Here is an 18,599-nt window from a genome sequence, read left to right as displayed (position 1 = left end):
TGTGTTTGTATTGAATAATGATGTGTGGTTTTTTTATGGATAGTAATTTTGGTAAAGAGGCAATGCAGCTCGATCTTTTTTCTCATGTGAGCAATGCGTATGTTCAAGCTGGTGATGAAGCAATAAGTAATGCTTCTTTATATGTGGTTGTGGCTGAGAAATTGGGTCGGCCTGAGTTGCTTAATATTAAAACTCCTGTTGGCTCTTCAGGAGAAATGCACAACCTGATAAAGCGTAAAATACGCTGGTTTCAGCAGACGCTTAAACAGCTTGGTGTAATAGAGCGGGTCCAAGGAGAAAGGGGCGTATGGCGGCTTACTGAGGCAGTAGGTAAGGACTTGCACAAGGCTGCTGATTGTGTTCGTCTTGTCGCTTTTAGTACAGATCTGGGTGTTGCTATCTGGGGGCATTGCAAAGACATATTCACCTCTGTCAGTGAGCCTATCTCGTTGTGCATTACTTCTCCACCCTACCCTTTACGGAATGCACGGGCATATGGGAATCCAGCCGAATCAGAATATATTGATTTCATTTGTTCCGCGTTAGAGCCCATCGTTAAAAATTTAATTCCAGGTGCTAGCGTTGTTCTAAATCTGAGTAGTGACATTTTTCTGAGTAAATCTCCGGCTCGCTCCTTGTATGTTGAGAGACTGGTCTTGTCGCTACATGACCGATTGGGACTTTTTCTTATGGATCGGATCCCGTGGGTTAATAAAAGTAAGCCTCCTGGCCCGACATACTGGGCCTGTGTTAATCGAGTGCAATTAACAACGGCATATGAGCCAATTTTTTGGTTTACAAATGATCCATTAAAAGTCCGATCGGACAACCGGCGCGTGCTGGAGCCTCACAGCGATAGGCAGCAACGTTTGATGGCCGCTGGTGGGGCAAAACGATCGGCATCGTATGGAGATGGCGCTTATAAGATTCGCCCGGATTCGTTTGGCCGAGTTACTGAGGGAAAAATTGCTAGAAATGTTTTAGAGCGTGGCCACGCATGTAGTGATACTAAAGCGTACAGAGAGTACGCACTAAATCATAACCTACCTGTTCATGGCGCAATGTTTCCTACGAGCATCCCCGAGTTTTTTATCCAGTTCTTGACCGAGCCAAATGACTTAGTTGTCGATTGTTTTGGAGGAACAATAAAAACGGGGCTGGCTGCAGAGCGCCTTGGCCGTCGTTGGATGTCTACAGAGTTGATCATTCAATATTTGCGCGGGGCCGCAGGGTTATTTCAAAAGTTTAATGGTTTTGAAATGCATCCTGCACTGAGGTCCATCGGGTAGGTACGACTATCCATTCTTTAAATTTTGAATTCATAGATTAAATCGTGATTTTCGATGGTGCGACAGATAAAAAAGAGGATTTTGATATGGGCTGGAAGACTTTAAAAGAACATTTCGATATTGAACACTTTGTTCAGGTCACGAAAAAGGGTATTTGTATTGGGTCTGGGTTTGTTCATGATCTTGTAACCATTGACCCCAAAACGGGGGCGCTTCAGGAAAATCAAACTTTTCATGGACTTATTCGAGAGAAATATCCGGCGTTACTGAAAGCCACCCCCCAAGAAATTGTAGCGCTTATTGCTGCCCCAGATACGTTTGCTGCTTCTATCCCTGTCTATACTTACGATGGAATCAAAATTATTGAGAAACAATGTGAAATTGTTGGTTGGCCCAATGTCACTCACGACGGTTGTATGATGTATGAAAACAGCTTTTCGACGGATAAGGCTCAAGTTATCGCATGGGCAAAACGCAATACTGCATCTGCTATTGAATGCACATGCAATCGAATTGAAGAATTTGAACAGGAGCTCCTTACGCTTAAGCAGCGCTTGGCTGGTTATGAGGCTGAGCAAATAGAGCTGGAAGTAGCACATCCGACAACCGAGCAAGTTTAATTGGCAGGAGAATTACTGTGGAACTAACTGCAGATGAAATTGAGCTCATTCAAAAACGCAGAGATAAAGAAGCAGCACGGCAAGCTGCACATGTTTTTCAGCGCAAAGCAATCTCAACCGCTAACGATTTTGCCAAATGGTCTGATGAGAAAAACCAAGGACTGGCGTATTCAACTTTCATCAACGACTTTTTTTATCAAGAAAGTGATGGAAAACAAATGTATGCAGCGGTTGAACGTATTCTTGATGCTGCGAGGCCACAGTAATAGCGATGATAGCTGCACCATGGATTGTGAGCGTAGGCATAAGTGCCCGAATGCAACCGCAAACCAAGTTATCTCATTGGGGGGGGCTGTCTAAGTCTAAATATGGCATGGTTGAGGGGATATGTTTATTTAAGGAATTTTAATGTTGATCTTGCCTATCGCAGAGGTCGGCTAGATATCGGCCAAGGTCAACTATTCCAGCCTGGCGTAATGTGTTGGATACAGTTATTGATCGTTGCTCGTCTTTTGGGAGCAATATTGCTTGGGCATTGTTATAGGGAATTGGTAGTTCGTGTGATAGCCATGTTGCCTTGAAAGATTTCATGGCATCGCGAATTGTGTTACAGACGTCAGGTTTATTTGAAATGATAAAAATATCAAAATCGTTACGTAGTGAGGCAATTGCTAGGGGGTTAAGCTTGTGAACACGAATTTTGCTCTTCAGCGGTACCTTTATGTTGAGTCGGCGTGCAATAAGTTTAGCCGCCGCCAAATGATGGGAGCCGCCAGAGTTCAGTAAAAATATACGTTTATCCCATCGATGTACGGTAAAGCAGTCTGAAGTTTTGGGGGAGTGGATTATACGAATTTCTTTATGAGCAAGGTTTTGTGTTAATTTTTCAGTGGTGATTTCATCAATCATCTCAGGTGCATTTTCTTCTACCATTGCATCGGTACTGGAAAATTTGCTTAGGTCGGATTTTGATAATGCAAATCCATACACTTCCTGGATATCACAGGCCCACTGTTCGATAATCTCACAGCTACTAATTTGAGCATACTCTGGTCGGTGTGTGGAGAAATGGCCTTTGCTGCTGCTCCAGCCTTGGATATCTCCTTTATTAAGACGAAGAATACTACCTAATTCATGCCATGCAACAACGCTTTCTACATCAATGAGTGTTGATGTAGGTTTTAGTGCTACATGAATATCCTGACGTTGTTCAAACAGGCGTAATAGTTTCGCAGGTTGGCCAAAGTATTCACGAATGCTATCAAAAATAGGGTGTTCTAGCCGTCTCATTGTGACTTCCAGTTAGTTTTCATAGCGAAAATATATTTCGGCCAGTTACTTCTAGCTTAGGTGTGACTAATTTTTTTTAGAGTGGTTTTGCAGTTGCAAGATACTGAATCTTCAATGACAATACAATTTCATGCTTTTATCAATATATTTGACGCGAGAACTGAACGCGAGCTGAAAACACAGTATGTACCTACTCGGTACTTTATCTATTTCGTTTAAGACGATGTTTAGCTAACGCCTTCAGTGGCGTTTTTTTTCGTCCAGACTTTATCTAAAAAAGATTATTTTTGGATAAATAAATTTTATTCAAGTCCCTAGAGGGTGCAACCTCTAGGGGGCACCTCTCGTTAACTTTTTTTGGAGGTGTTATGAGAAAGTATCTTTGCCCTAGTAGGCTGGCAGAACAAGCCCGTGGGCCGTCCATGTGCATATTAAAAAATTTTACGCTAGGTTTGCAGCGTAAATATGAATGGGTTATGGGGTCCACACAGGGCAATCCTGTGGGTGTTGAGTTCTCTAATCGTTCTGGTGATCAATGGGCCGTGATATTGCCTGAAATGAGCAATCCCGAAGATGGGGCTTATCGCATCCAATATTTCCGGGCTTCAGGGTTTACGTCACACGGTACATATAAAACACTTGAGCTTGCCGCAGAAGAAATGTGCTGTTCATATCATTTAAAAGCACTTGGCATGCTAGATAAGCTGAGCGGAACAACCATGTGGAAGCAAGGAAATGAGTTAAATAGTCTGATTTACAAAGTTAATGCAGGTCAATTAAGTTGGTCTGAATTTTGTGATATTCAAAAAGAGCTAATGCGTGAATCAGGGCAGAATTTTGAGAGCTACTCAGATGATGAATTGGTTATTCTTTTTGAAAATAAAAACTATCCTTTGTCGCGTCGTTTAAGCGCAAAAATAGAGAGTATCAAACGTATGGAGGTTCCCTTGAGGAATAGTGCAAGAGAACGCATGCATGCATATGTTAAAAATAGATTAAATATGCTTTGTATGGGACATAAGCGATCATTGACGCTTATGTTTTAAGGATTTTAATATAAAGTATGTTTTATATTTTTAGATTGCTAAGTAATTTGGATCGCTATATGTTCCATTAATAAATTAAACTGGCATTATGCTATAATAAGTAGAAAATTCATAATGGGTAATTCATAGCAAAAGGGGTTTATTTCCCTCTTGCTATGATATACCTAATCATTCAATATTCAGCATGTACATTTTATGGCATGCCATATTATTTAATAGGTATTAAAAATGACCGATGATCAATCAATAATCAAAGATTTGGTTCCTGGCTCAATTAAAGGCAGTATGAAAGGTACGAGCAGTGCCGATCTTTGGCAGCCATCAATTGATAAGCTGAAAATTCTGCCTGATTTCAATGTGCGTGTGAAAGATGAGGAATACCACGCTCATATCCGCTATCTGGCAGACAGCATGAAGGCTCACGGTTTTAAGAAAAACGGAGCAATGGAGGTCTTTGTTGCGAAAGAAGGCTTAGAAGATGTTATCTACATTACAGATGGTCATTGCCGGTATGAAGCGGTGCACTTGGCTAACTCAGAGCTAAGTGAAGCAGATCAAATTAAAACGGTTTACGCTGTTACAGTTTCTTCTGGCACCTCGATGGAGGATATCACTCTGGGATTGGTCCAAAGCAATTCGGGCAAGCAACTAACCCAGTATGAAAAGGCGGTGGTATTTAAGAGGCTAAGTATGCAGTTCGGTAAAACGACCGCTGAAATTGCCCATAGTGCCTGCGTATCGGTCACTCACGTTGATCGCTTATTATTGTTGATGTCTTCCCCTCTTCGTGTTCGTCAAATGGTTCAGGAGCGTTTAGTCGCTGTTGATGTGGCCATCGATGCAATTAAAGAGCACGGAAGCAATGTTGTGCAAGTTCTGGAAAAAGCTTTGGCAGAACTAAGAGCTAAAGCTGATCTTTCTGTGAAAGGCGGTGTTGTTGATAATAGTGCTCGCGTAAAGATTACAAGTAAGCACTTAAATCCGCAGACTGCTCATCAAAAACAGGTAAAAAAAGCTGCCCCAAAGCTGTATGCAACTGTAGCTAAGTTAAAGGCCCACCCGGTGTTTGATCATTTACCGGATGATCTTCGCCAAGAGATCATGGAGCTGATGGGGGAGTTAGTTGAGCCGGAAACACCTGATGATGCACAGCAGCAGTCTTTACCTTTGCCGCTTGATGAGGACAATCGCGTCTCTCAGGAAAGTAAAGAAGTTGCTTTATGATTTTGAATCTTAACCTCGCTTTAATCCCTTCTCCGGGGATTAAGCGAGGTTTTTTTTATTTTTAAAAAATAGCGACATTTAAGTTGTTGCTCCATTTTAAAGTTGTTTCATTGCTTTCGATTGGTATAATATTTATTGAGGTTTGTCGGTGAAAGCTTACAAAGGTTAGGGTGGGATAATATCAGTACTGAATGGAGTAAATTTTGGCTGGCTTTGAAATGTGCTGGTTAATTAGAGTTTCCTACTGTTTGCTACAATATTAATGTTGCCACTGTACCCTCATAGAGAATGGCAACATTAAATTTTTTTATTTCAGTTCGGTTTTATGTGAATCTTATCTGTTGGTCCCATTGCGTATTGGAGAGCGATAGAATCGCTAGCTATACATATAACAAAGTAATTTGGAGTGATTGGTATGAGTTACGCTTTAAATCAAATGAAAAAAGAGACAAAAAGATTTTTCAAACTTTTTGACACTCTTCCATCTACGGATTACCTGCGGGCACGCTCAGCATTAGAAAATTTAGGCGCTTGTTTTTCGCAGGCTAATTTTGCAAATGAAGTTGAGCGTGAAGAAGGACTTGCACTTTTATTTAAAGCGAAAAATAAAGTGATCGCCCATATACAGCTTTCCTCTTCAACTTGCGATGAATCGCGTTTTTACCAATGACAAACAATCAATTACTCGCCATTTATAAGTGGTGCCTTTGTCTTAAGAAAGGCGCACTTTACGCTATAGCCATTTCTATTGGCTTAATAATGACGGCTTATGTTGCCGGAATCACTTCAAATCGCTCATCTAGCTTATTTGATTTTATTTTGTACTTTATTGTTTTTTCTGGGGCGCTTCATTGCATGCTTGGACTTATTCAAGGAATGTCTGCTATTCAATTGCGTGAGCGCAATAAGGAAAATAGTAAGGAACGTTCCTGATGGAATCTAATGAATTTTTATTAGGGCAAGAAAATTTCTTATCTGGCCTGCCGTTAAAGATACCTTTCGAACAAGGCTCCGTGCAGTTTAATGAGTATGAGCGGGGTTGGGTTCAGGCATTGCGTGGCAATCTTAAAACTTCGGCTAGAAGCGATAATTGTTTTATACCTAGTCGAAATGGTTATATCAGATTGCCTAAATAGTTAAAAAATATAAATTTAAAATGTAGTGTTATTGATTGCTTTTCGGTTTTATGTATTTTTATTTAAAAAAAATGGAATTGTAATGACAACAATTTATGAACTTGTAAAAAGTGCTAAAGATATTGATATTGATGGTTTGACGATCTTTGACGGCAATGTAATGAGAGATAGTGATTTTTTAAAAAAGCAATGTCAGCTTTTTTTGGAGGTCGGGAGTGAAATTGAAAAGAAAATTCACGATTTAGCTATGTTAAGATCATGGGGGAAGAGCCCTCTTGAAGAGGGAGAAATGATGCTGGCGTATCTCAATGCCTTAAATAAATATTCGCTTGAATTTACAGGTACATTTTCTTTGAAACCTCAATTTGCTGAGCCGATGAAAAATGTCAGTGATGAATTATTGAAAAAATATTCAAATTCAGTCAGGCATTATAAACAGCTAAAGAATTTTTTTGATTTTTAAGTATATATGGTGTTTATTTTTTGTGTCATGTTTACATTTTTTATAGCAATAAAATTTAAAAAAACCCCAGCTTAATTCCAAAGGAATAAGGCTGGGGTTTGTCTTTTAATGGTGGTTTTTTACTAATGTTGATTGCTCACCATTTTAATTGATTTATCCACGTATATTTGTGTCGGTTCTATTCCAACGTAGCGAACATAGTTATGTCCTTCTGGATTTACCGCAATTGATTTACGTCCATGCGATTGAATGATGACAACCAAGCTATATGCATGAGCTCGCCACTTTACTTGTTCCTCATCGGTTAATTCTCCAAAATTTTTAATTTCTCTATTGAGATTGAAGTCGCTGTTTGTCCCTCCTGTCCCATTGAAAAAATAATAGCGATCTTCTAAAAGACTGGCCATAAATAAATCATATTCTAATGGATCTAAAGTCAGAATTTTTTGTATTTTGCATTCTCTAATTTCCCAGTTGAAATTTTTCTTCCATTGGTTGTCTATCCAGTAAGGGGGATTTTCCTGTGGTTTAGAGCATTCATTGATATAGTCTGCAATATGGCTAAATTTTATTTGCGTTGAAAATTTCGCAATTATGTGTTGCCCTAAATAGAAAATTGGCTGAGAAACATTTGTTTTTTGATTTATTACTGCTTTAGCTTGATCATTGCTGCGTTGTTCTGCTAATTGCTTTTGTTTTAATTCATCGAGGACAAGCTCTGCTGCTGCATCGTCAGGGAAAGATTTAGCAAATGCTTCTTTTGTCATCAGACGTCTTGCGGCTTCTTTAGAGCGATAGCCGGTGAAAAAATAGTTGCTATGAATTACACAACGAATATAGGTCCATTGCTCACCTTCTAAGCTGAGATATACCCGATCAAATTCAAATTTTTTTCCTGCTTCAAGTACGTCTGTAACAGAGAATATCTTGTTATCCGTATCTGATTTCATCTCATCATATTCGTAGCAATGTATAACCGAACACTCTTCTAACGTTGCTTGAATGGTTTTAAGTGCGTTTTTACGAATCGTTTTATAAGACATGATGTGCTCCGAAAGTGAGACACCAATCCCCTTAAGGATTAGTATCCCTAAGGGTTATAAAATGTGAAGATTTTTTAAACGCTTTATATAAAAGACTAAAACTTAATTTAATGATTAATTACGATAAATCGGTAAGGCTAAATTGCAATCAATCTTTCTTACGTGAAGTCTGAAGGAATCACTACCCGAAAAGTCTCAAAATCCTCTTTAGTGGCAGAACGTACCTGTGTATCGCTTGTAATGTGAACTGGCCCGTTTAGCCAATCATGGCCACCTTTAAGCCTGCTTCCAAAAAGAACCCTCATTAGGCCTGGATACTCATCATTAATATAACAAGGGTATGTTCATCTTTAACGACATATTTCACCGCCATGATTGTTCCTTTATTGCGGCTTATTTGTTTGCAGCCTAATTTGGTCTGCGCGAATAGAGATTGCATGAGTTAGTAGTGGCCAATTTTCATCTGCCATTTCTAGGCTGCCTTGGAAATAAAGGGCATCGCACCTCTCGATGATTTTCTTGAGTTGTTCTAAAGACTCTGCAATCGTGATTAAGTTAAGAGCTGTGGTGAAATCTGGAATGTGGATCCGTCTTTGCAACGTTAGGTCATATTCCCCGTCTGAAAGCATAATCTGCATTACATCGATGTTTTTCAACTTCGAGCATAAGGCTGCAAGAGTTGCCATTTCGTAAGTAGTGAGCATAAATATTTTCCTCAAAAAAAAAGAGCGCGGGCCTAAGGCCCACACTCTCCGTTGATAAGCACCGTAATAGCTTCGGTGCGATTTTAAAAATTAATGCTTAAGCTGAGCCATTTTTTCGGCCAGCGTCCACAAGGCTTTATTCAGGCGTACATTCTCAGATACGCCTTTCACTGCGCGTGTTGACGTCCGGTTCCCTTTGGCTGTTCTTCCTCTTAATCCGCCACGGATCAAGTTTTCTTGAACAGTGTTAAAGGTGGTCCATAAGTCAGGCAGTTTGTCTTCTGATCGACGATAAGAAAGTAACTTTGAACTGTCGATGGGAGCTGCATCTGCGCTTTCATATTTCAGCTCTAATGCCGATTCAGCAAAAATATTTCGCTCCCGATCGTTCAATTGCGTGGATTGCATCAGGTCTATTTTGCCCATCAACATGGGTGTTTCTTTAACAACTTCATAGGTCCCTTCGATAACATCATCAATCAAATTTCGACCGGAATGATGTACTCGCACAGACGCAAAAGTGGCATCAGAAACAATAATTCCATTGGAGCAGACAAAGCGGAATAAGCCAGCATGCAACTGGTAGCTGCTACTTCCGTCATGACTGTTTAATAGAATAATTTCAGGGCAAATATCTGTTTTAGATAAATCATTTTGGTGTCGAAGCACAACCATATGCTTAGTGTGATCACGGCGGTCGAGATCACGCGTCTTACTTTGCATGGCTCGAACCGGCACAAAACCTTCAGCACGCATGGCATCAAGTACTTGGATGGTGGGGATGAACTGATAACGCTCAGAACGACTGTCGTGAGGATCTTCAGCAAAGACGCTTGAAGCTGCACGACGGAGTTGGTCATTGCTTAGAGAGGACGCGATAGCGCCACGATTACTGTGCATTAAATGAGAAGTACCGAACATGATGAATCTCCAAAAAAGAAGAACACCATGCCCGCCTGGGATGGTGTTCCCAGTGGGGTGAGTTTAAAAGTGAAAAGCTTAAATGCTGATCTGTGCCTTAGTACAAACGGCTTCAAGATCTACTACACAAAAAAACGGAATAATCTTCTTTGTGTTTGGGGGGTAAAAAATACAAGTTGAGGCGATTTGCTATAAGCAATGACTGTGTTTCAGCTCGTGTTCAGTTCGCACGTCAAATTAATGATTGAAGCATGAATTTTCATTATCTACGAAGCCCTTATTGTTTGCAACATGAAAGAGAAGTGCTAATTATTTGAATTATTTTGAGAATAATCATATTAAATCAGCATAATTTCTTTCAAAGTTTTACTCCTTTGTTACAATGCTCGAAGGATAAAATCAGCGAGATGACAATGAGTACAGACTTAAATTGCCCTACATGTAATAGCGATGCGACTCAGCGACTTTCCGTGATCTTTGAACACGGAATTTCTGACATTAATACTTCATCCAATACATCGGGTATCGGGCTTGGCCGAGGCGGTTTAGGTCTTGGTTTGGCCAAAACGAAAACACGGGGAACCGCCCAGACAGCAATGTCTCTGAAGGCTTCTCCTCCACCTAAAAAACGGTTATTGAAGCCGCTTGGGTACATCTTCCTAGTGTATTTTGTTCTTAGCCTTTTTTTGGGGCACAACCAGGTACTCGCTGGGCTTGCTGGCACCTTGTGGATTGCAGGCTCTGTAGCTTGGATTGTCTTTGCTGTTAATTACAACTCGAAAACATGGCCACCTCTCAAAGCCATATGGGATGACTCGTTTCTTTGTAATCGTTGTAATCATATGTTTCAAGTTGGTAAGAAAACATAGGATATTTGTCCAGTGCTGACATTCAAGCGGCCTGCAACTCAGTAATCTACAAAGGATTAAGGGAAATGAGAGAACGAGATCTAAAAAAGATTGGTATCTTGTTTTGTGTGGTTGCTGCACTCTGCTTTTTAGGGAGTTGCAGTGGCATGCTTTGGCTCTACATCAATAATTATCCAAGCAGTGCACTTCTCCCTCATCCCATTGTTGCGATGTTGCTGGGAGTGTTCACTTGCTCAATCTTGGCTATGTTTTGCTTTCTCTTTGCTAAGCAAAAGCCTCCGAGAGGCGGTAAACGTCGTAAGGCAGCTATTGCTACGGCAATTATCACTGCAAGTCGCATTAGCGCATAATCACGGGAACGAGCATGAGTATGATGAACAACTTGCAAGCAATGGGCATCATCAACGACGCAGCTGAAAAGCTGCGAGTGATGGGTCTAACGTGCTGGATGTCTCCCAATGATCTTGGGAATTTTGGTATGTCTGTTTCGCTTCACGTTGGCGAAACTGAGCTGGCCACGGCGGCTGCTCATGTTGCCCAGCGAGATGGATCTACTGCCCCGCATCTTGCCGATGATAAGGTACGCGAACAATTTGCAGTTAATGTTGCGGATGCTGAACTATTCAAAACATCAGGCCAATAACCTTTTATCCATCTACATTAGCTGTAGAAAAGCCACTCCCCTGTGAAGGGAGTGGCTTTTTTATTTAGCGCTGGTATTAAGAGCGAGTTCTAGTTATTTGCATTGCTATCGATAGGTATCCATTGGTAAAAATTGGCTACCTGTTCGCACCGATAGTTTTTTCCGTTAAACGTATATTCTCCTCCCGGCGAAAATATGTATGGTTTTGATGTTTCAAATGAGAAACAGAAATGTTGAATTTCATCAATAGGGATAAATGTAATTTCTTTGGAATGAAAGCTATTTATTGCTCCGATTGTTGCCGTCAATATTATGAGTAAAATACTTAAAGTGGTTATTAAATGATTACTTACGTAGTCGCTGACTTTTTCAGCTACTTTGTCAATAAATGTGTCTGATTTTTCATAATGAGAATATAAATTATCGAGATAGCATTCCAATGCGTTTATTTTTAATGATTCATGTTTTTTATCAAGATCATTGTCTTTGAATTCTTCAGGCTGGTAAGCTAAATCTATAATGTCTGGGTCGATAACATCGTATCCTGCTTGAATAAGTAGAACATTTGAATGAGCACGCGTAATAAAATCTGGATGTGTTGAGTGAATGGTCATTATATATTTCCAATTTAGATTTAAAAAAAGATTACGCTACGTAGTAAAACTCATCATCTGGGTCAAAGCGCTTAAGTGCATCAATAACAATTTCAAGATGGAGTTTTTCAGCGACCATAAATGGATTAATTTTATCGAATGGCGTTTCTCGATAAATTGTGTTTAGTAACTCCAGCTTTTCATCGTCAGCCCCGATAATTTCGGCAATTGCATACTGGCTATTGGGAACGATATAAAGCTGACTGGTTTCAAGATCTAAATACCAATGCCCTTTGCTAAATTCTTCTGGAAAGGCATTAGTTTCCGTTTGGCTTTCTACTTCAAAAGTATATTGGCCTAACTCGTTTGAATCGAAGCCTGAAGTATTGCCATTACTTATCAGCCGTAGAACCTCACGGATGGAATTTTCTAAATCTGACGTTGTTTTGCCGGTAATGGAAATCGCTAGTTTTTTCATGGTGTATCCCTCAAGAAGCAGGTACACCAACCCGTTAGGTGTCGATGCACCCGTTGGGTTTAAAAAAGGAATGAAAACGCTATGGTTAGTACTAGCTAAAGTATTACTTTATCCAGTACATTAATTCTGATGTGCCCCTGAACTCACCTTTAAATGGTTCAAGTTCAACACCAGTTTCTGTAGTGAGCAGATAGCGATCAGCAATTTTATATAAGCTGATCGCATTGTTACTCGCGTCGAAGGACACATGAATGCAAGGCACATCATCATCCCCCGTTAAAGGGTTTGTATTGACTTCCATGATAACGCTGGCCATATCGTCTATATGGCCACAAGAAATCCCTAGGTCAGCATATAACTGGCCATTACTTTCTCGTTGATCATTAATACTGAGCTCGAATGGTTTTTCCTTTACCGCATCCTTGGAGTAGTGGTCCCAATGAGCGATAGGTATTGATTGCGGCATTACTCCTGCTGGATCTTTTTTTTCATTGGCCGGCAATAAACTTTGAGTAATGCCCGTAGCTTGTTCATTGCTGCCATTTAGAAAATTTACGATCTCAGCTTGTGTGTAGTGAACGCGGACAACGCAGTATTGGTTGTTGTAACCACATTCAACGAGAACGATTTCTGTTCCTCCGGTCACGAGAACGTAGTTATCTTCAACTTGTTTTACGCTCACAACAAACGCAGGGTTGATCCATATGTCACGGCTGCTTTTATGCTGAGGATGGGCGGGGATAAGAACTAACATTGGTAGGCTTCCTTTTAAAAGGAGGCGTAACACACCCGGTGGGGAGTGTTGCGCCCACTGGGTTTGAAAAATAGACGTAAAAAAGCCCACGTCGAAACGTAGGCTTTATTGGGCTAAAAGTAACTTTTAGCTTGGTTTTGTTTTTTGATCGTGGCGTTTCTGCCGGATTCGATTACTCCAAACCTGGCCAACGGCACCAAAAACAGCAACGAAAACAATTGCACCAATGAACATACATGCAACTTGAATGATTTGTGCGAGTGCTGGGTTCATTGATCTGGCTCCCCAAAAACAATATCTAGCAGAGTGGCTGCCAAAAGTGCAGCTAGCCATATCAGTATAGCAGTGAAAGCACTCACCAGAATGTACTCATCACCTGCTACTTTCATACAGACGATATATGTCCCCCCCGCACCGGCCAACCCCGCTACACGTAAATGATCGGCTAGTTTGCGAGCTGAGTAGTTATGTTTTTTAACCATCAAGCATGACCCATTAGCTGCTTGCTGTGGTCGGTCTTAGCGATAAATTCGAGGGTTTCTTTATACCCTAAGCATTTGCCTGCCAACCGTGCGCCAGCCATCAAACTTAGGCACTCACCAAGTGTCTGAGTCTCTAAATTGAATTCATAAACTCCTCCTTGGTTTATAGCGTCCTGCCATGAGCCATAGGAGTCTGAGCTGTAACATGCTAGGGCTAAAAAAGTATCGTCATGGTTATCTGAAACCTGAATATCCTCCCATGGCAACCACTCCGTAGCCTTGGCCAGAAGATGATTATGCTCACTGACTTTATGCATGATTGTTCCTTTCTGAAGGGAATCATGCCCCCATTGGGCATGACCCAATGGGGATTGAATGAAGTTTGTTTGATTACGCTAGAGGCATATTTGAAGTGTCTGGTGCGTAGTTGAGTACCGAAGGGAATGCATCCTTCAGCTCTTGCAAACTGAGTAAGTGATATTTCCAATCATGTTCTTCAGGCGTTGCTTTTTTTTGAAAGGCACCAAAGGCATCAGCAAAAATACTGCGTAATGCAATCACTTGATTGGCTGTAAAAATCTGAGTTCTTTCTGGATGAGCGCTGAGCGTTGGTTCGTCATAGTCTGTGCTTTTAATTACTGCGGTCACATTGACTAAAGTTACGCCGCTTTCGATTAAACGATCGTAATGTTTTAGAGCTTCAGTTTCTGGGTCGTTATGATCGCCAAGAAGGTATGGCTGCCAGTGATCTGTATCACCAATCGTCCAGCAGACGATAAATGATTTTGCTTTTTTATCCATGCTGCTGTTTAAAGCAATTTCATTGCTCATCATGTTTTCCTTAAAAACGACGCAACACCCCCGTTGGGGTAGTGCGCCCATTGGGTGAATAAATCGTAGTTGATAAAAAACAGGGGGAAGGAATGCCTCAAAGTTCATAGACGCAGGTTTTCAGTGCTCGCGTGAAGCGGACTCTGGAATTGATGTCCAGACTGCGAGAACAAGGTTCTCGCAGTCTGGCGGATGCTCTCATGACGACACGCAAAAAAATCACAGGGAGATTAGTGCAATCCGGGTGATTTTTAGTACGCAATGTGCCATGAGAGTGGGTTCCGTGGCCGCAGGCGGTCTTATGAGAAACAGGACGTGCCAAAGCCATCCAAGTGCATTAAAAATGCGTGGGGATGGTCTTACTTAGGTAGAAGGGAGTGCCGAGGTAATGCGGCAAGGATCAGGTTGAAATCACACATCTGTACCAAAGGTGTCGAACTTGCAGAAAGCGCAAGATTTTGAGTAGGGACTATAGGGAGTCCTTGCTGTGTGTCTATCCGTGGCCAGCTCGCACGTCGTATGAAGCGATAAAGATAGGGCATGAGTCATCACATTAGCTTGAGCCGATGTGGGCTGTCAAGTCTTGCTCATTTGATCAATAATTACAGAATTATGCGTAGTAAATACGTAGTGTTTATTGTTTGGGGGCACTAAGTACTGCGTATTTACTACGTAAAAACATGTGCGAAGCATGAAAATTGATGCTTTGAGAAAATTTTGCCTCAAGTGGCAAACCCTATGTGTGAGTGCTTTCTTTATGTATGGACTGGTATATACTTTGATATATACCAAAGTATAAGGAGGTCGCCATGAGCCACATCGCCAAACTATTTGTAAATGGGCGTAGCCAAGCCGTGCGCTTGCCTGCGGCATATCGCTTTGAGACTAAAGAAATATACATTCGGCAAGATGCAGAAACCGGAGATGTGATTTTGTCGCGACGACCTGCGGACTGGGATGGTTTTTTTGCTGCAATAGCCGGATGCGTGGATGATGATTTCTTGAGTGAGCATGAGCGTGATCAGGGCACTCAAGACCGTGATCCATTTGCTGGATATGGGGAATGAAGCGCTACATGTTGGATACCAATACCGTTAGCCATTTGATTAAAGCGCATCCGCAAGTGGCACAACGAATTCAAGCTGTACCGATGGCCTCGTTGTGTATTTCAGCGATTACAGAGGGAGAGCTGCTGTTTGGTTTGGCAAAACGCCCTGATGCTAAGCGCTTGCATCTTGCTGTACGAGAGTTTCTCTTGAGGGTGGAAGTATTGCCCTGGGATAGCCATGCTGCTGAGCGTTACGGTGTAACTCGTGTCGAAATGGCCCAGTATGGTAAAAGCCTTGCGCCTTTGGACTGCTTGATTGCAACTCATGCGCTAAGTATCGGTGCTGTGATGGTAAGCAACGATCAGGCGTTTAAGCACATGCCAGGGTTGTTGCTGGAAGATTGGACACAATAATGGTGAACCAAACGACTTACAGCTCTCTACAAGCTTGTGTGTAGAACGCCGGTTCTTAAATTGCGCCACACAATGCCTCCTGTGTGAAGTGCTCTGATAAGTTCTTACTTAAACCAAAAAGATAAAAAAGTACTACGTATTTAATACGTAGTATTTATTTTAATCTTGTCGCATAAATCGATAAATTCTGAATTTACTACGTATTTACTACGCTATATCTTTGTTTTGTGTTTCTGCATGATGCCGTTTCAATAAGCCTGGGCTGCTGATATAGCAGCTGGTCACATAAGGCCGACCATGCCCGAGCATTTGAGAAATACGGTAGCGAGTGGTCATGTCCTGCTGTGGACGCAATACTCCACCTTTAATTGGTGATGGCCCGCCTTCTAATTTTTCATATTGCTCATTTGCAAATTCGTGTCGGAGCCCGTGACTGGAGATCCCGAGTTCATTTTTTGTGATGCCATGTTTGCGCAAAACGTAGGCATAATGGTTTTCCCATTCTTTGAGTGTCTTGTAGGTTTTTGGCACCATGGTTGCCTTCCCTTTGAAAAGGGATCGGCAGGTATCGAGTAGCTGACGTTGCTCTACCGTCTTGATCGCAATAACACGGCCACGGCCACCTTTGGTCCCTCGCGATAGCTCAATCATATCCAGGCAGTCGGCGATACAAGGCTGGAAAAGCCAGCTCTCTTTCCGGCGCAGGCCAAAGTGATATTGAAGCTTGAGTTGTAAACCGATAATTAAATTTTCGTTCGCGACTTCTTCAATTTTACTGAGCACATCAATGCCATTTCCCGTCCACGTCTTGTCGCTTGTTGCTCCATATGCCCGTTTAGGCAGAGGCTTAGAAAGTTGAGCCTTTGCATCATCAACAATGCCAAACTTTCCCATCCAGCAGCAAAATTGGCGTAATACGCTGACACGATTTTCGATTGTTGATGCGCTTAAGTTTTGATTCTGCCAAAGCGAAAATAATGCGATCAAGTGCTTTTGGCCAAGTGAGTGACTACGCTCAATTTTGTAACCAAGCCCGCGCAATTGTTTAAATGCGTTAAAGATCGTTGTCGCTTTTTTATCTCTGGTTTCGTCACTCACTATATTGTGGTGGCTGTACTTCATCTTGGCGGGTTTGCCGCTGTGCTCCGCAAGCAGGGTGCATATATCGAGGTGCAGTGGGCTTATTTGCAATTCGCCATTTTTTTCGCGCAATCTCGTGGCCATTCTTTCGACTTGCAAATCTTTTTTTACTGTTGGGCTGTGTGCTGGGCTACTTGTGTTTATTCGCTTCCGGCGTGCTCGGTCTTTATTGATTGCAGCCTGTTTAAGTGTGTTCATGTTGTGCTCTGCCTGTATTTGTAAATCAATTCAATACCCGTGCAGTCGAGGTCATAAATATTCAATGCTGTGCGGTTGCAGTGCCGCAGGTGTTGCGATCAATAAATCTTGGCCAGCCATGTTCTTTAGAGCTGAATTCATCCTCCTGTTGTGCGTGGCATACGCAATACAGGGCTACGCTAGGCGTAGGCTTATCGGGAGACAAAACCCGATAAGCAATGATCCGGTTATAAGTACCGGCAACTAATTCTTTCGCACCTCCATCCTGATCATATCTTCACTCAATGGGCCTACTTTTGAGCGATCAGTTCTGCACAATTTCATAACGATTGCCACGCCTGCGATAGGGAGGTTCGGTATGTAATTCAAGCGGCTGCTTGCGGGTGCTATGGGGCTATATGCGTATTTTTTTTACCAACCGGCTCTGCATGGCCGATCTATTCAATGGATCAAAAAAAACAAAAACCGCGTTGTGCGAAGTAGATAGGGGCGAAAAAATGCCAACACTACAGGCGTTGCGAAATTTGCTTACTTAAGATGCATTGGTATGTGTTGTTCGAGAGAACAACTGGTGTGGATTACTAGACCCATTGGCGAGTGCCAATAGGAGCGATATTTTCTATCGCTTTTTTACTGTCAGTCTGAAAAAAAAACTGATCTATGTGCCTAAGCTATTGCCTTGGCCGTACTTCTTAACTCATCAGTATTCAAATAGCTTCAATCGCTTGATGCTCTTTCTACTGATCTACAAAAGGAGCGAACTCCTCTAAATGGTCTAGGTAGTCCTAGCCTAGTCCGGTATCTCTACCAGCATTTTTGATTTGCCCTTTTTAGGGGCGCTGCATTTATTGAACGCTCAGCTTGCGTTTGTGACTGCAACATCAATCTAAGTAAAACACTTGTAAGTGTCAACATTATTTTGCGTTCAGTTTTTAATCTCCTGTAAGTATCACATTATTTATGGGGGTAAATCATTGATAATTAACGTCATTGATTTGTCTCTCTAATTATCACTCATTAAGTGATTTTTTTACGGCTTTAGTTTTACGTGTACTAATGGCGTGAAATATAGGGGGACTTAGCAAACGAGGCGACACTAGCCCTGTCGTAAAATAGGGGCTTAAATAATTGAACTTCTTTAAAGGGAATTAAGAGATGGCCGGTGCTAAAAGTGGTGTGTTGGAGCTAAAAAATAAAGAGGCAAAACATCGGGCTGAGCTGCTAGATTTGAAAAAAAGAATTAAGGCTGAAGAGCAGAAAGAGCTGAAAGTTAAAATAGATCGCTTGGGCAGGCTCGCATTAAAGTATGGTTTGAATCAGATGTCAGATGATGATCTTGAGTTGTCTTTTATGAAAATTGCTGAAGACAATATCGCCCGATCCAGTACTCCAGTAGATCAAATTTAAAGGGCA

Annotated in this window: 26 protein-coding genes; 15 read left to right on the top strand and 11 right to left on the bottom strand. The window is 41.5% G+C overall.

Annotated elements, in window-relative coordinates; genetic code table 11:
• Positions 1-35 precede the first annotated feature (35 nt).
• Genes HA050_RS11785 through HA050_RS11775 form a run of 3 tightly spaced genes read left to right on the top strand, consistent with a single transcriptional unit; the run spans position 36 to position 2,175 of the window.
• Complete coding sequence (locus HA050_RS11785; RefSeq protein WP_205836414.1) at positions 36-1,289, top strand: site-specific DNA-methyltransferase; 1,254 nt, start codon at positions 36-38, stop codon at positions 1,287-1,289.
• A 44-nt stretch (positions 1,290-1,333) separates the two neighbouring features.
• Positions 1,334-1,909, top strand: a complete 576-nt coding sequence (locus tag HA050_RS11780; protein WP_166826192.1) for a hypothetical protein — start codon at positions 1,334-1,336, stop codon at positions 1,907-1,909.
• Between the two features lie 17 nt (positions 1,910-1,926).
• Entirely contained in the window at positions 1,927-2,175 is a 249-nt protein-coding gene (locus HA050_RS11775) for a hypothetical protein (RefSeq protein ID WP_166826189.1), read from the top strand.
• Positions 2,176-2,314: 139 nt separating this feature from the next.
• Here the strand turns inward: HA050_RS11775 and HA050_RS11770 are convergent, their stop codons facing one another.
• Complete coding sequence (locus HA050_RS11770) at positions 2,315-3,199, bottom strand: DUF6685 family protein (protein ID WP_166826186.1); 885 nt, start codon at positions 3,197-3,199, stop codon at positions 2,315-2,317.
• Between the two features lie 368 nt (positions 3,200-3,567).
• On the opposite strand from HA050_RS11770, the gene HA050_RS11765 reads away from it, so the two are divergent.
• From HA050_RS11765 to HA050_RS11740, 6 genes are all read left to right on the top strand, one after another.
• Positions 3,568-4,245, top strand: coding sequence for a hypothetical protein (locus tag HA050_RS11765; RefSeq protein WP_166826183.1), 678 nt, complete (start codon positions 3,568-3,570; stop codon positions 4,243-4,245).
• Between the two features lie 228 nt (positions 4,246-4,473).
• The gene (locus tag HA050_RS11760) at positions 4,474-5,469 is read left to right on the top strand and encodes a ParB/RepB/Spo0J family partition protein (RefSeq protein WP_115226431.1); all 996 of its coding nucleotides are present in this window, start codon (positions 4,474-4,476) and stop codon (positions 5,467-5,469) included.
• A 415-nt stretch (positions 5,470-5,884) separates the two neighbouring features.
• Positions 5,885-6,139 (top strand): hypothetical protein, encoded by a 255-nt coding sequence (locus HA050_RS11755; RefSeq protein WP_115226432.1) that lies wholly within the window; start codon positions 5,885-5,887, stop codon positions 6,137-6,139.
• Positions 6,136-6,402, top strand: a complete 267-nt coding sequence (locus HA050_RS11750) for a hypothetical protein (RefSeq protein ID WP_166826180.1) — start codon at positions 6,136-6,138, stop codon at positions 6,400-6,402. Before HA050_RS11755 ends, HA050_RS11750 begins: the two co-directional genes overlap by 4 nt.
• Complete coding sequence (locus tag HA050_RS11745; RefSeq protein ID WP_166826177.1) at positions 6,402-6,605, top strand: hypothetical protein; 204 nt, start codon at positions 6,402-6,404, stop codon at positions 6,603-6,605. Before HA050_RS11750 ends, HA050_RS11745 begins: the two co-directional genes overlap by 1 nt.
• Before the next feature lie 82 nt (positions 6,606-6,687).
• A complete protein-coding gene (locus tag HA050_RS11740; RefSeq protein WP_166826174.1) occupies positions 6,688-7,068 on the top strand; it encodes a hypothetical protein in 381 nt (126 codons plus the stop codon).
• Positions 7,069-7,190: 122 nt separating this feature from the next.
• Here HA050_RS11740 and HA050_RS11735 read toward each other — a convergent pair whose 3' ends face one another.
• The 3 genes from HA050_RS11735 to HA050_RS11725 form a co-directional block, all read right to left on the bottom strand.
• Positions 7,191-8,111, bottom strand: a complete 921-nt coding sequence (locus HA050_RS11735; protein WP_166826171.1) for a hypothetical protein — start codon at positions 8,109-8,111, stop codon at positions 7,191-7,193.
• 383 nt (positions 8,112-8,494) lie between these two features.
• Positions 8,495-8,815 (bottom strand): hypothetical protein, encoded by a 321-nt coding sequence (locus tag HA050_RS11730; RefSeq protein ID WP_166826168.1) that lies wholly within the window; start codon positions 8,813-8,815, stop codon positions 8,495-8,497.
• Between the two features lie 90 nt (positions 8,816-8,905).
• A complete protein-coding gene (locus HA050_RS11725; protein WP_166826165.1) occupies positions 8,906-9,736 on the bottom strand; it encodes a DUF932 domain-containing protein in 831 nt (276 codons plus the stop codon).
• Between the two features lie 413 nt (positions 9,737-10,149).
• On the opposite strand from HA050_RS11725, the gene HA050_RS11720 reads away from it, so the two are divergent.
• The 3 genes from HA050_RS11720 to HA050_RS11710 all read left to right on the top strand — a co-directional run bounded on the left by HA050_RS11720 (position 10,150) and on the right by HA050_RS11710 (position 11,248).
• Positions 10,150-10,605, top strand: coding sequence for a hypothetical protein (locus tag HA050_RS11720; RefSeq protein WP_166826163.1), 456 nt, complete (start codon positions 10,150-10,152; stop codon positions 10,603-10,605).
• Positions 10,606-10,670: 65 nt separating this feature from the next.
• Positions 10,671-10,955, top strand: coding sequence for a DUF2975 domain-containing protein (locus HA050_RS11715; protein ID WP_166826160.1), 285 nt, complete (start codon positions 10,671-10,673; stop codon positions 10,953-10,955).
• A gap of 14 nt (positions 10,956-10,969) precedes the next feature.
• The gene (locus tag HA050_RS11710) at positions 10,970-11,248 is read left to right on the top strand and encodes a hypothetical protein (RefSeq protein ID WP_166826157.1); all 279 of its coding nucleotides are present in this window, start codon (positions 10,970-10,972) and stop codon (positions 11,246-11,248) included.
• An 89-nt stretch (positions 11,249-11,337) separates the two neighbouring features.
• Here HA050_RS11710 and HA050_RS11705 read toward each other — a convergent pair whose 3' ends face one another.
• The 6 genes from HA050_RS11705 to HA050_RS11680 form a co-directional block, all read right to left on the bottom strand.
• Entirely contained in the window at positions 11,338-11,862 is a 525-nt protein-coding gene (locus tag HA050_RS11705; RefSeq protein WP_166826154.1) for a hypothetical protein, read from the bottom strand.
• A 31-nt stretch (positions 11,863-11,893) separates the two neighbouring features.
• Complete coding sequence (locus tag HA050_RS11700; protein WP_166826151.1) at positions 11,894-12,319, bottom strand: hypothetical protein; 426 nt, start codon at positions 12,317-12,319, stop codon at positions 11,894-11,896.
• Between the two features lie 103 nt (positions 12,320-12,422).
• Positions 12,423-13,073, bottom strand: coding sequence for a hypothetical protein (locus HA050_RS11695; protein WP_166826149.1), 651 nt, complete (start codon positions 13,071-13,073; stop codon positions 12,423-12,425).
• A 126-nt stretch (positions 13,074-13,199) separates the two neighbouring features.
• Positions 13,200-13,346, bottom strand: a complete 147-nt coding sequence (locus HA050_RS11690; RefSeq protein ID WP_166826146.1) for a hypothetical protein — start codon at positions 13,344-13,346, stop codon at positions 13,200-13,202.
• A 208-nt stretch (positions 13,347-13,554) separates the two neighbouring features.
• On the bottom strand, positions 13,555-13,872 hold the full coding sequence (locus HA050_RS11685; RefSeq protein WP_166826143.1) for a hypothetical protein: 318 nt from the start codon (positions 13,870-13,872) through the stop codon (positions 13,555-13,557).
• Positions 13,873-13,945: 73 nt separating this feature from the next.
• Positions 13,946-14,386, bottom strand: a complete 441-nt coding sequence (locus HA050_RS11680; protein ID WP_166826141.1) for a hypothetical protein — start codon at positions 14,384-14,386, stop codon at positions 13,946-13,948.
• 809 nt (positions 14,387-15,195) lie between these two features.
• On the opposite strand from HA050_RS11680, the gene HA050_RS11675 reads away from it, so the two are divergent.
• Together HA050_RS11675 and HA050_RS11670 are read left to right on the top strand one after the other, a co-directional pair.
• A complete protein-coding gene (locus HA050_RS11675) occupies positions 15,196-15,453 on the top strand; it encodes an antitoxin (protein WP_166826139.1) in 258 nt (85 codons plus the stop codon).
• The gene (locus HA050_RS11670) at positions 15,450-15,848 is read left to right on the top strand and encodes a type II toxin-antitoxin system VapC family toxin (protein WP_166826136.1); all 399 of its coding nucleotides are present in this window, start codon (positions 15,450-15,452) and stop codon (positions 15,846-15,848) included. Before HA050_RS11675 ends, HA050_RS11670 begins: the two co-directional genes overlap by 4 nt.
• Before the next feature lie 207 nt (positions 15,849-16,055).
• Here the strand turns inward: HA050_RS11670 and HA050_RS11665 are convergent, their stop codons facing one another.
• Positions 16,056-17,186, bottom strand: a complete 1,131-nt coding sequence (locus tag HA050_RS11665) for a phage integrase N-terminal domain-containing protein (protein ID WP_166826134.1) — start codon at positions 17,184-17,186, stop codon at positions 16,056-16,058.
• Between the two features lie 1,155 nt (positions 17,187-18,341).
• Here HA050_RS11665 and HA050_RS11660 point away from each other — a divergent pair.
• A complete protein-coding gene (locus tag HA050_RS11660; protein ID WP_166826131.1) occupies positions 18,342-18,593 on the top strand; it encodes a hypothetical protein in 252 nt (83 codons plus the stop codon).
• Positions 18,594-18,599: the final 6 nt, after the last annotated feature.

The organism is Iodobacter violaceini, from assembly GCF_011601265.1.
GTDB lineage: Bacteria > Pseudomonadota > Gammaproteobacteria > Burkholderiales > Chitinibacteraceae > Iodobacter > Iodobacter violaceini.
This window is presented reverse-complemented; position numbering and strand designations above follow the sequence as displayed.

Coding starts and splice junctions, on each gene's coding strand:
- HA050_RS11785 (WP_205836414.1), top strand. CDS start 36: ATGGATAGTAATTTTGGTAAAGAGGCAATGCAGCTCGATCTTTTTTCT.
- HA050_RS11770 (WP_166826186.1), bottom strand. CDS start 3,199: ATGAGACGGCTAGAACACCCTATTTTTGATAGCATTCGTGAATACTTT.
- HA050_RS11765 (WP_166826183.1), top strand. CDS start 3,568: ATGAGAAAGTATCTTTGCCCTAGTAGGCTGGCAGAACAAGCCCGTGGG.
- HA050_RS11760 (WP_115226431.1), top strand. CDS start 4,474: ATGACCGATGATCAATCAATAATCAAAGATTTGGTTCCTGGCTCAATT.
- HA050_RS11755 (WP_115226432.1), top strand. CDS start 5,885: ATGAGTTACGCTTTAAATCAAATGAAAAAAGAGACAAAAAGATTTTTC.
- HA050_RS11750 (WP_166826180.1), top strand. CDS start 6,136: ATGACAAACAATCAATTACTCGCCATTTATAAGTGGTGCCTTTGTCTT.
- HA050_RS11745 (WP_166826177.1), top strand. CDS start 6,402: ATGGAATCTAATGAATTTTTATTAGGGCAAGAAAATTTCTTATCTGGC.
- HA050_RS11740 (WP_166826174.1), top strand. CDS start 6,688: ATGACAACAATTTATGAACTTGTAAAAAGTGCTAAAGATATTGATATT.
- HA050_RS11735 (WP_166826171.1), bottom strand. CDS start 8,111: ATGTCTTATAAAACGATTCGTAAAAACGCACTTAAAACCATTCAAGCA.
- HA050_RS11730 (WP_166826168.1), bottom strand. CDS start 8,815: ATGCTCACTACTTACGAAATGGCAACTCTTGCAGCCTTATGCTCGAAG.
- HA050_RS11725 (WP_166826165.1), bottom strand. CDS start 9,736: ATGTTCGGTACTTCTCATTTAATGCACAGTAATCGTGGCGCTATCGCG.
- HA050_RS11720 (WP_166826163.1), top strand. CDS start 10,150: ATGAGTACAGACTTAAATTGCCCTACATGTAATAGCGATGCGACTCAG.
- HA050_RS11715 (WP_166826160.1), top strand. CDS start 10,671: ATGAGAGAACGAGATCTAAAAAAGATTGGTATCTTGTTTTGTGTGGTT.
- HA050_RS11710 (WP_166826157.1), top strand. CDS start 10,970: ATGAGTATGATGAACAACTTGCAAGCAATGGGCATCATCAACGACGCA.
- HA050_RS11705 (WP_166826154.1), bottom strand. CDS start 11,862: ATGACCATTCACTCAACACATCCAGATTTTATTACGCGTGCTCATTCA.
- HA050_RS11700 (WP_166826151.1), bottom strand. CDS start 12,319: ATGAAAAAACTAGCGATTTCCATTACCGGCAAAACAACGTCAGATTTA.
- HA050_RS11695 (WP_166826149.1), bottom strand. CDS start 13,073: ATGTTAGTTCTTATCCCCGCCCATCCTCAGCATAAAAGCAGCCGTGAC.
- HA050_RS11690 (WP_166826146.1), bottom strand. CDS start 13,346: ATGAACCCAGCACTCGCACAAATCATTCAAGTTGCATGTATGTTCATT.
- HA050_RS11685 (WP_166826143.1), bottom strand. CDS start 13,872: ATGCATAAAGTCAGTGAGCATAATCATCTTCTGGCCAAGGCTACGGAG.
- HA050_RS11680 (WP_166826141.1), bottom strand. CDS start 14,386: ATGAGCAATGAAATTGCTTTAAACAGCAGCATGGATAAAAAAGCAAAA.
- HA050_RS11675 (WP_166826139.1), top strand. CDS start 15,196: ATGAGCCACATCGCCAAACTATTTGTAAATGGGCGTAGCCAAGCCGTG.
- HA050_RS11670 (WP_166826136.1), top strand. CDS start 15,450: ATGAAGCGCTACATGTTGGATACCAATACCGTTAGCCATTTGATTAAA.
- HA050_RS11665 (WP_166826134.1), bottom strand. CDS start 17,186: ATGAACACACTTAAACAGGCTGCAATCAATAAAGACCGAGCACGCCGG.
- HA050_RS11660 (WP_166826131.1), top strand. CDS start 18,342: ATGGCCGGTGCTAAAAGTGGTGTGTTGGAGCTAAAAAATAAAGAGGCA.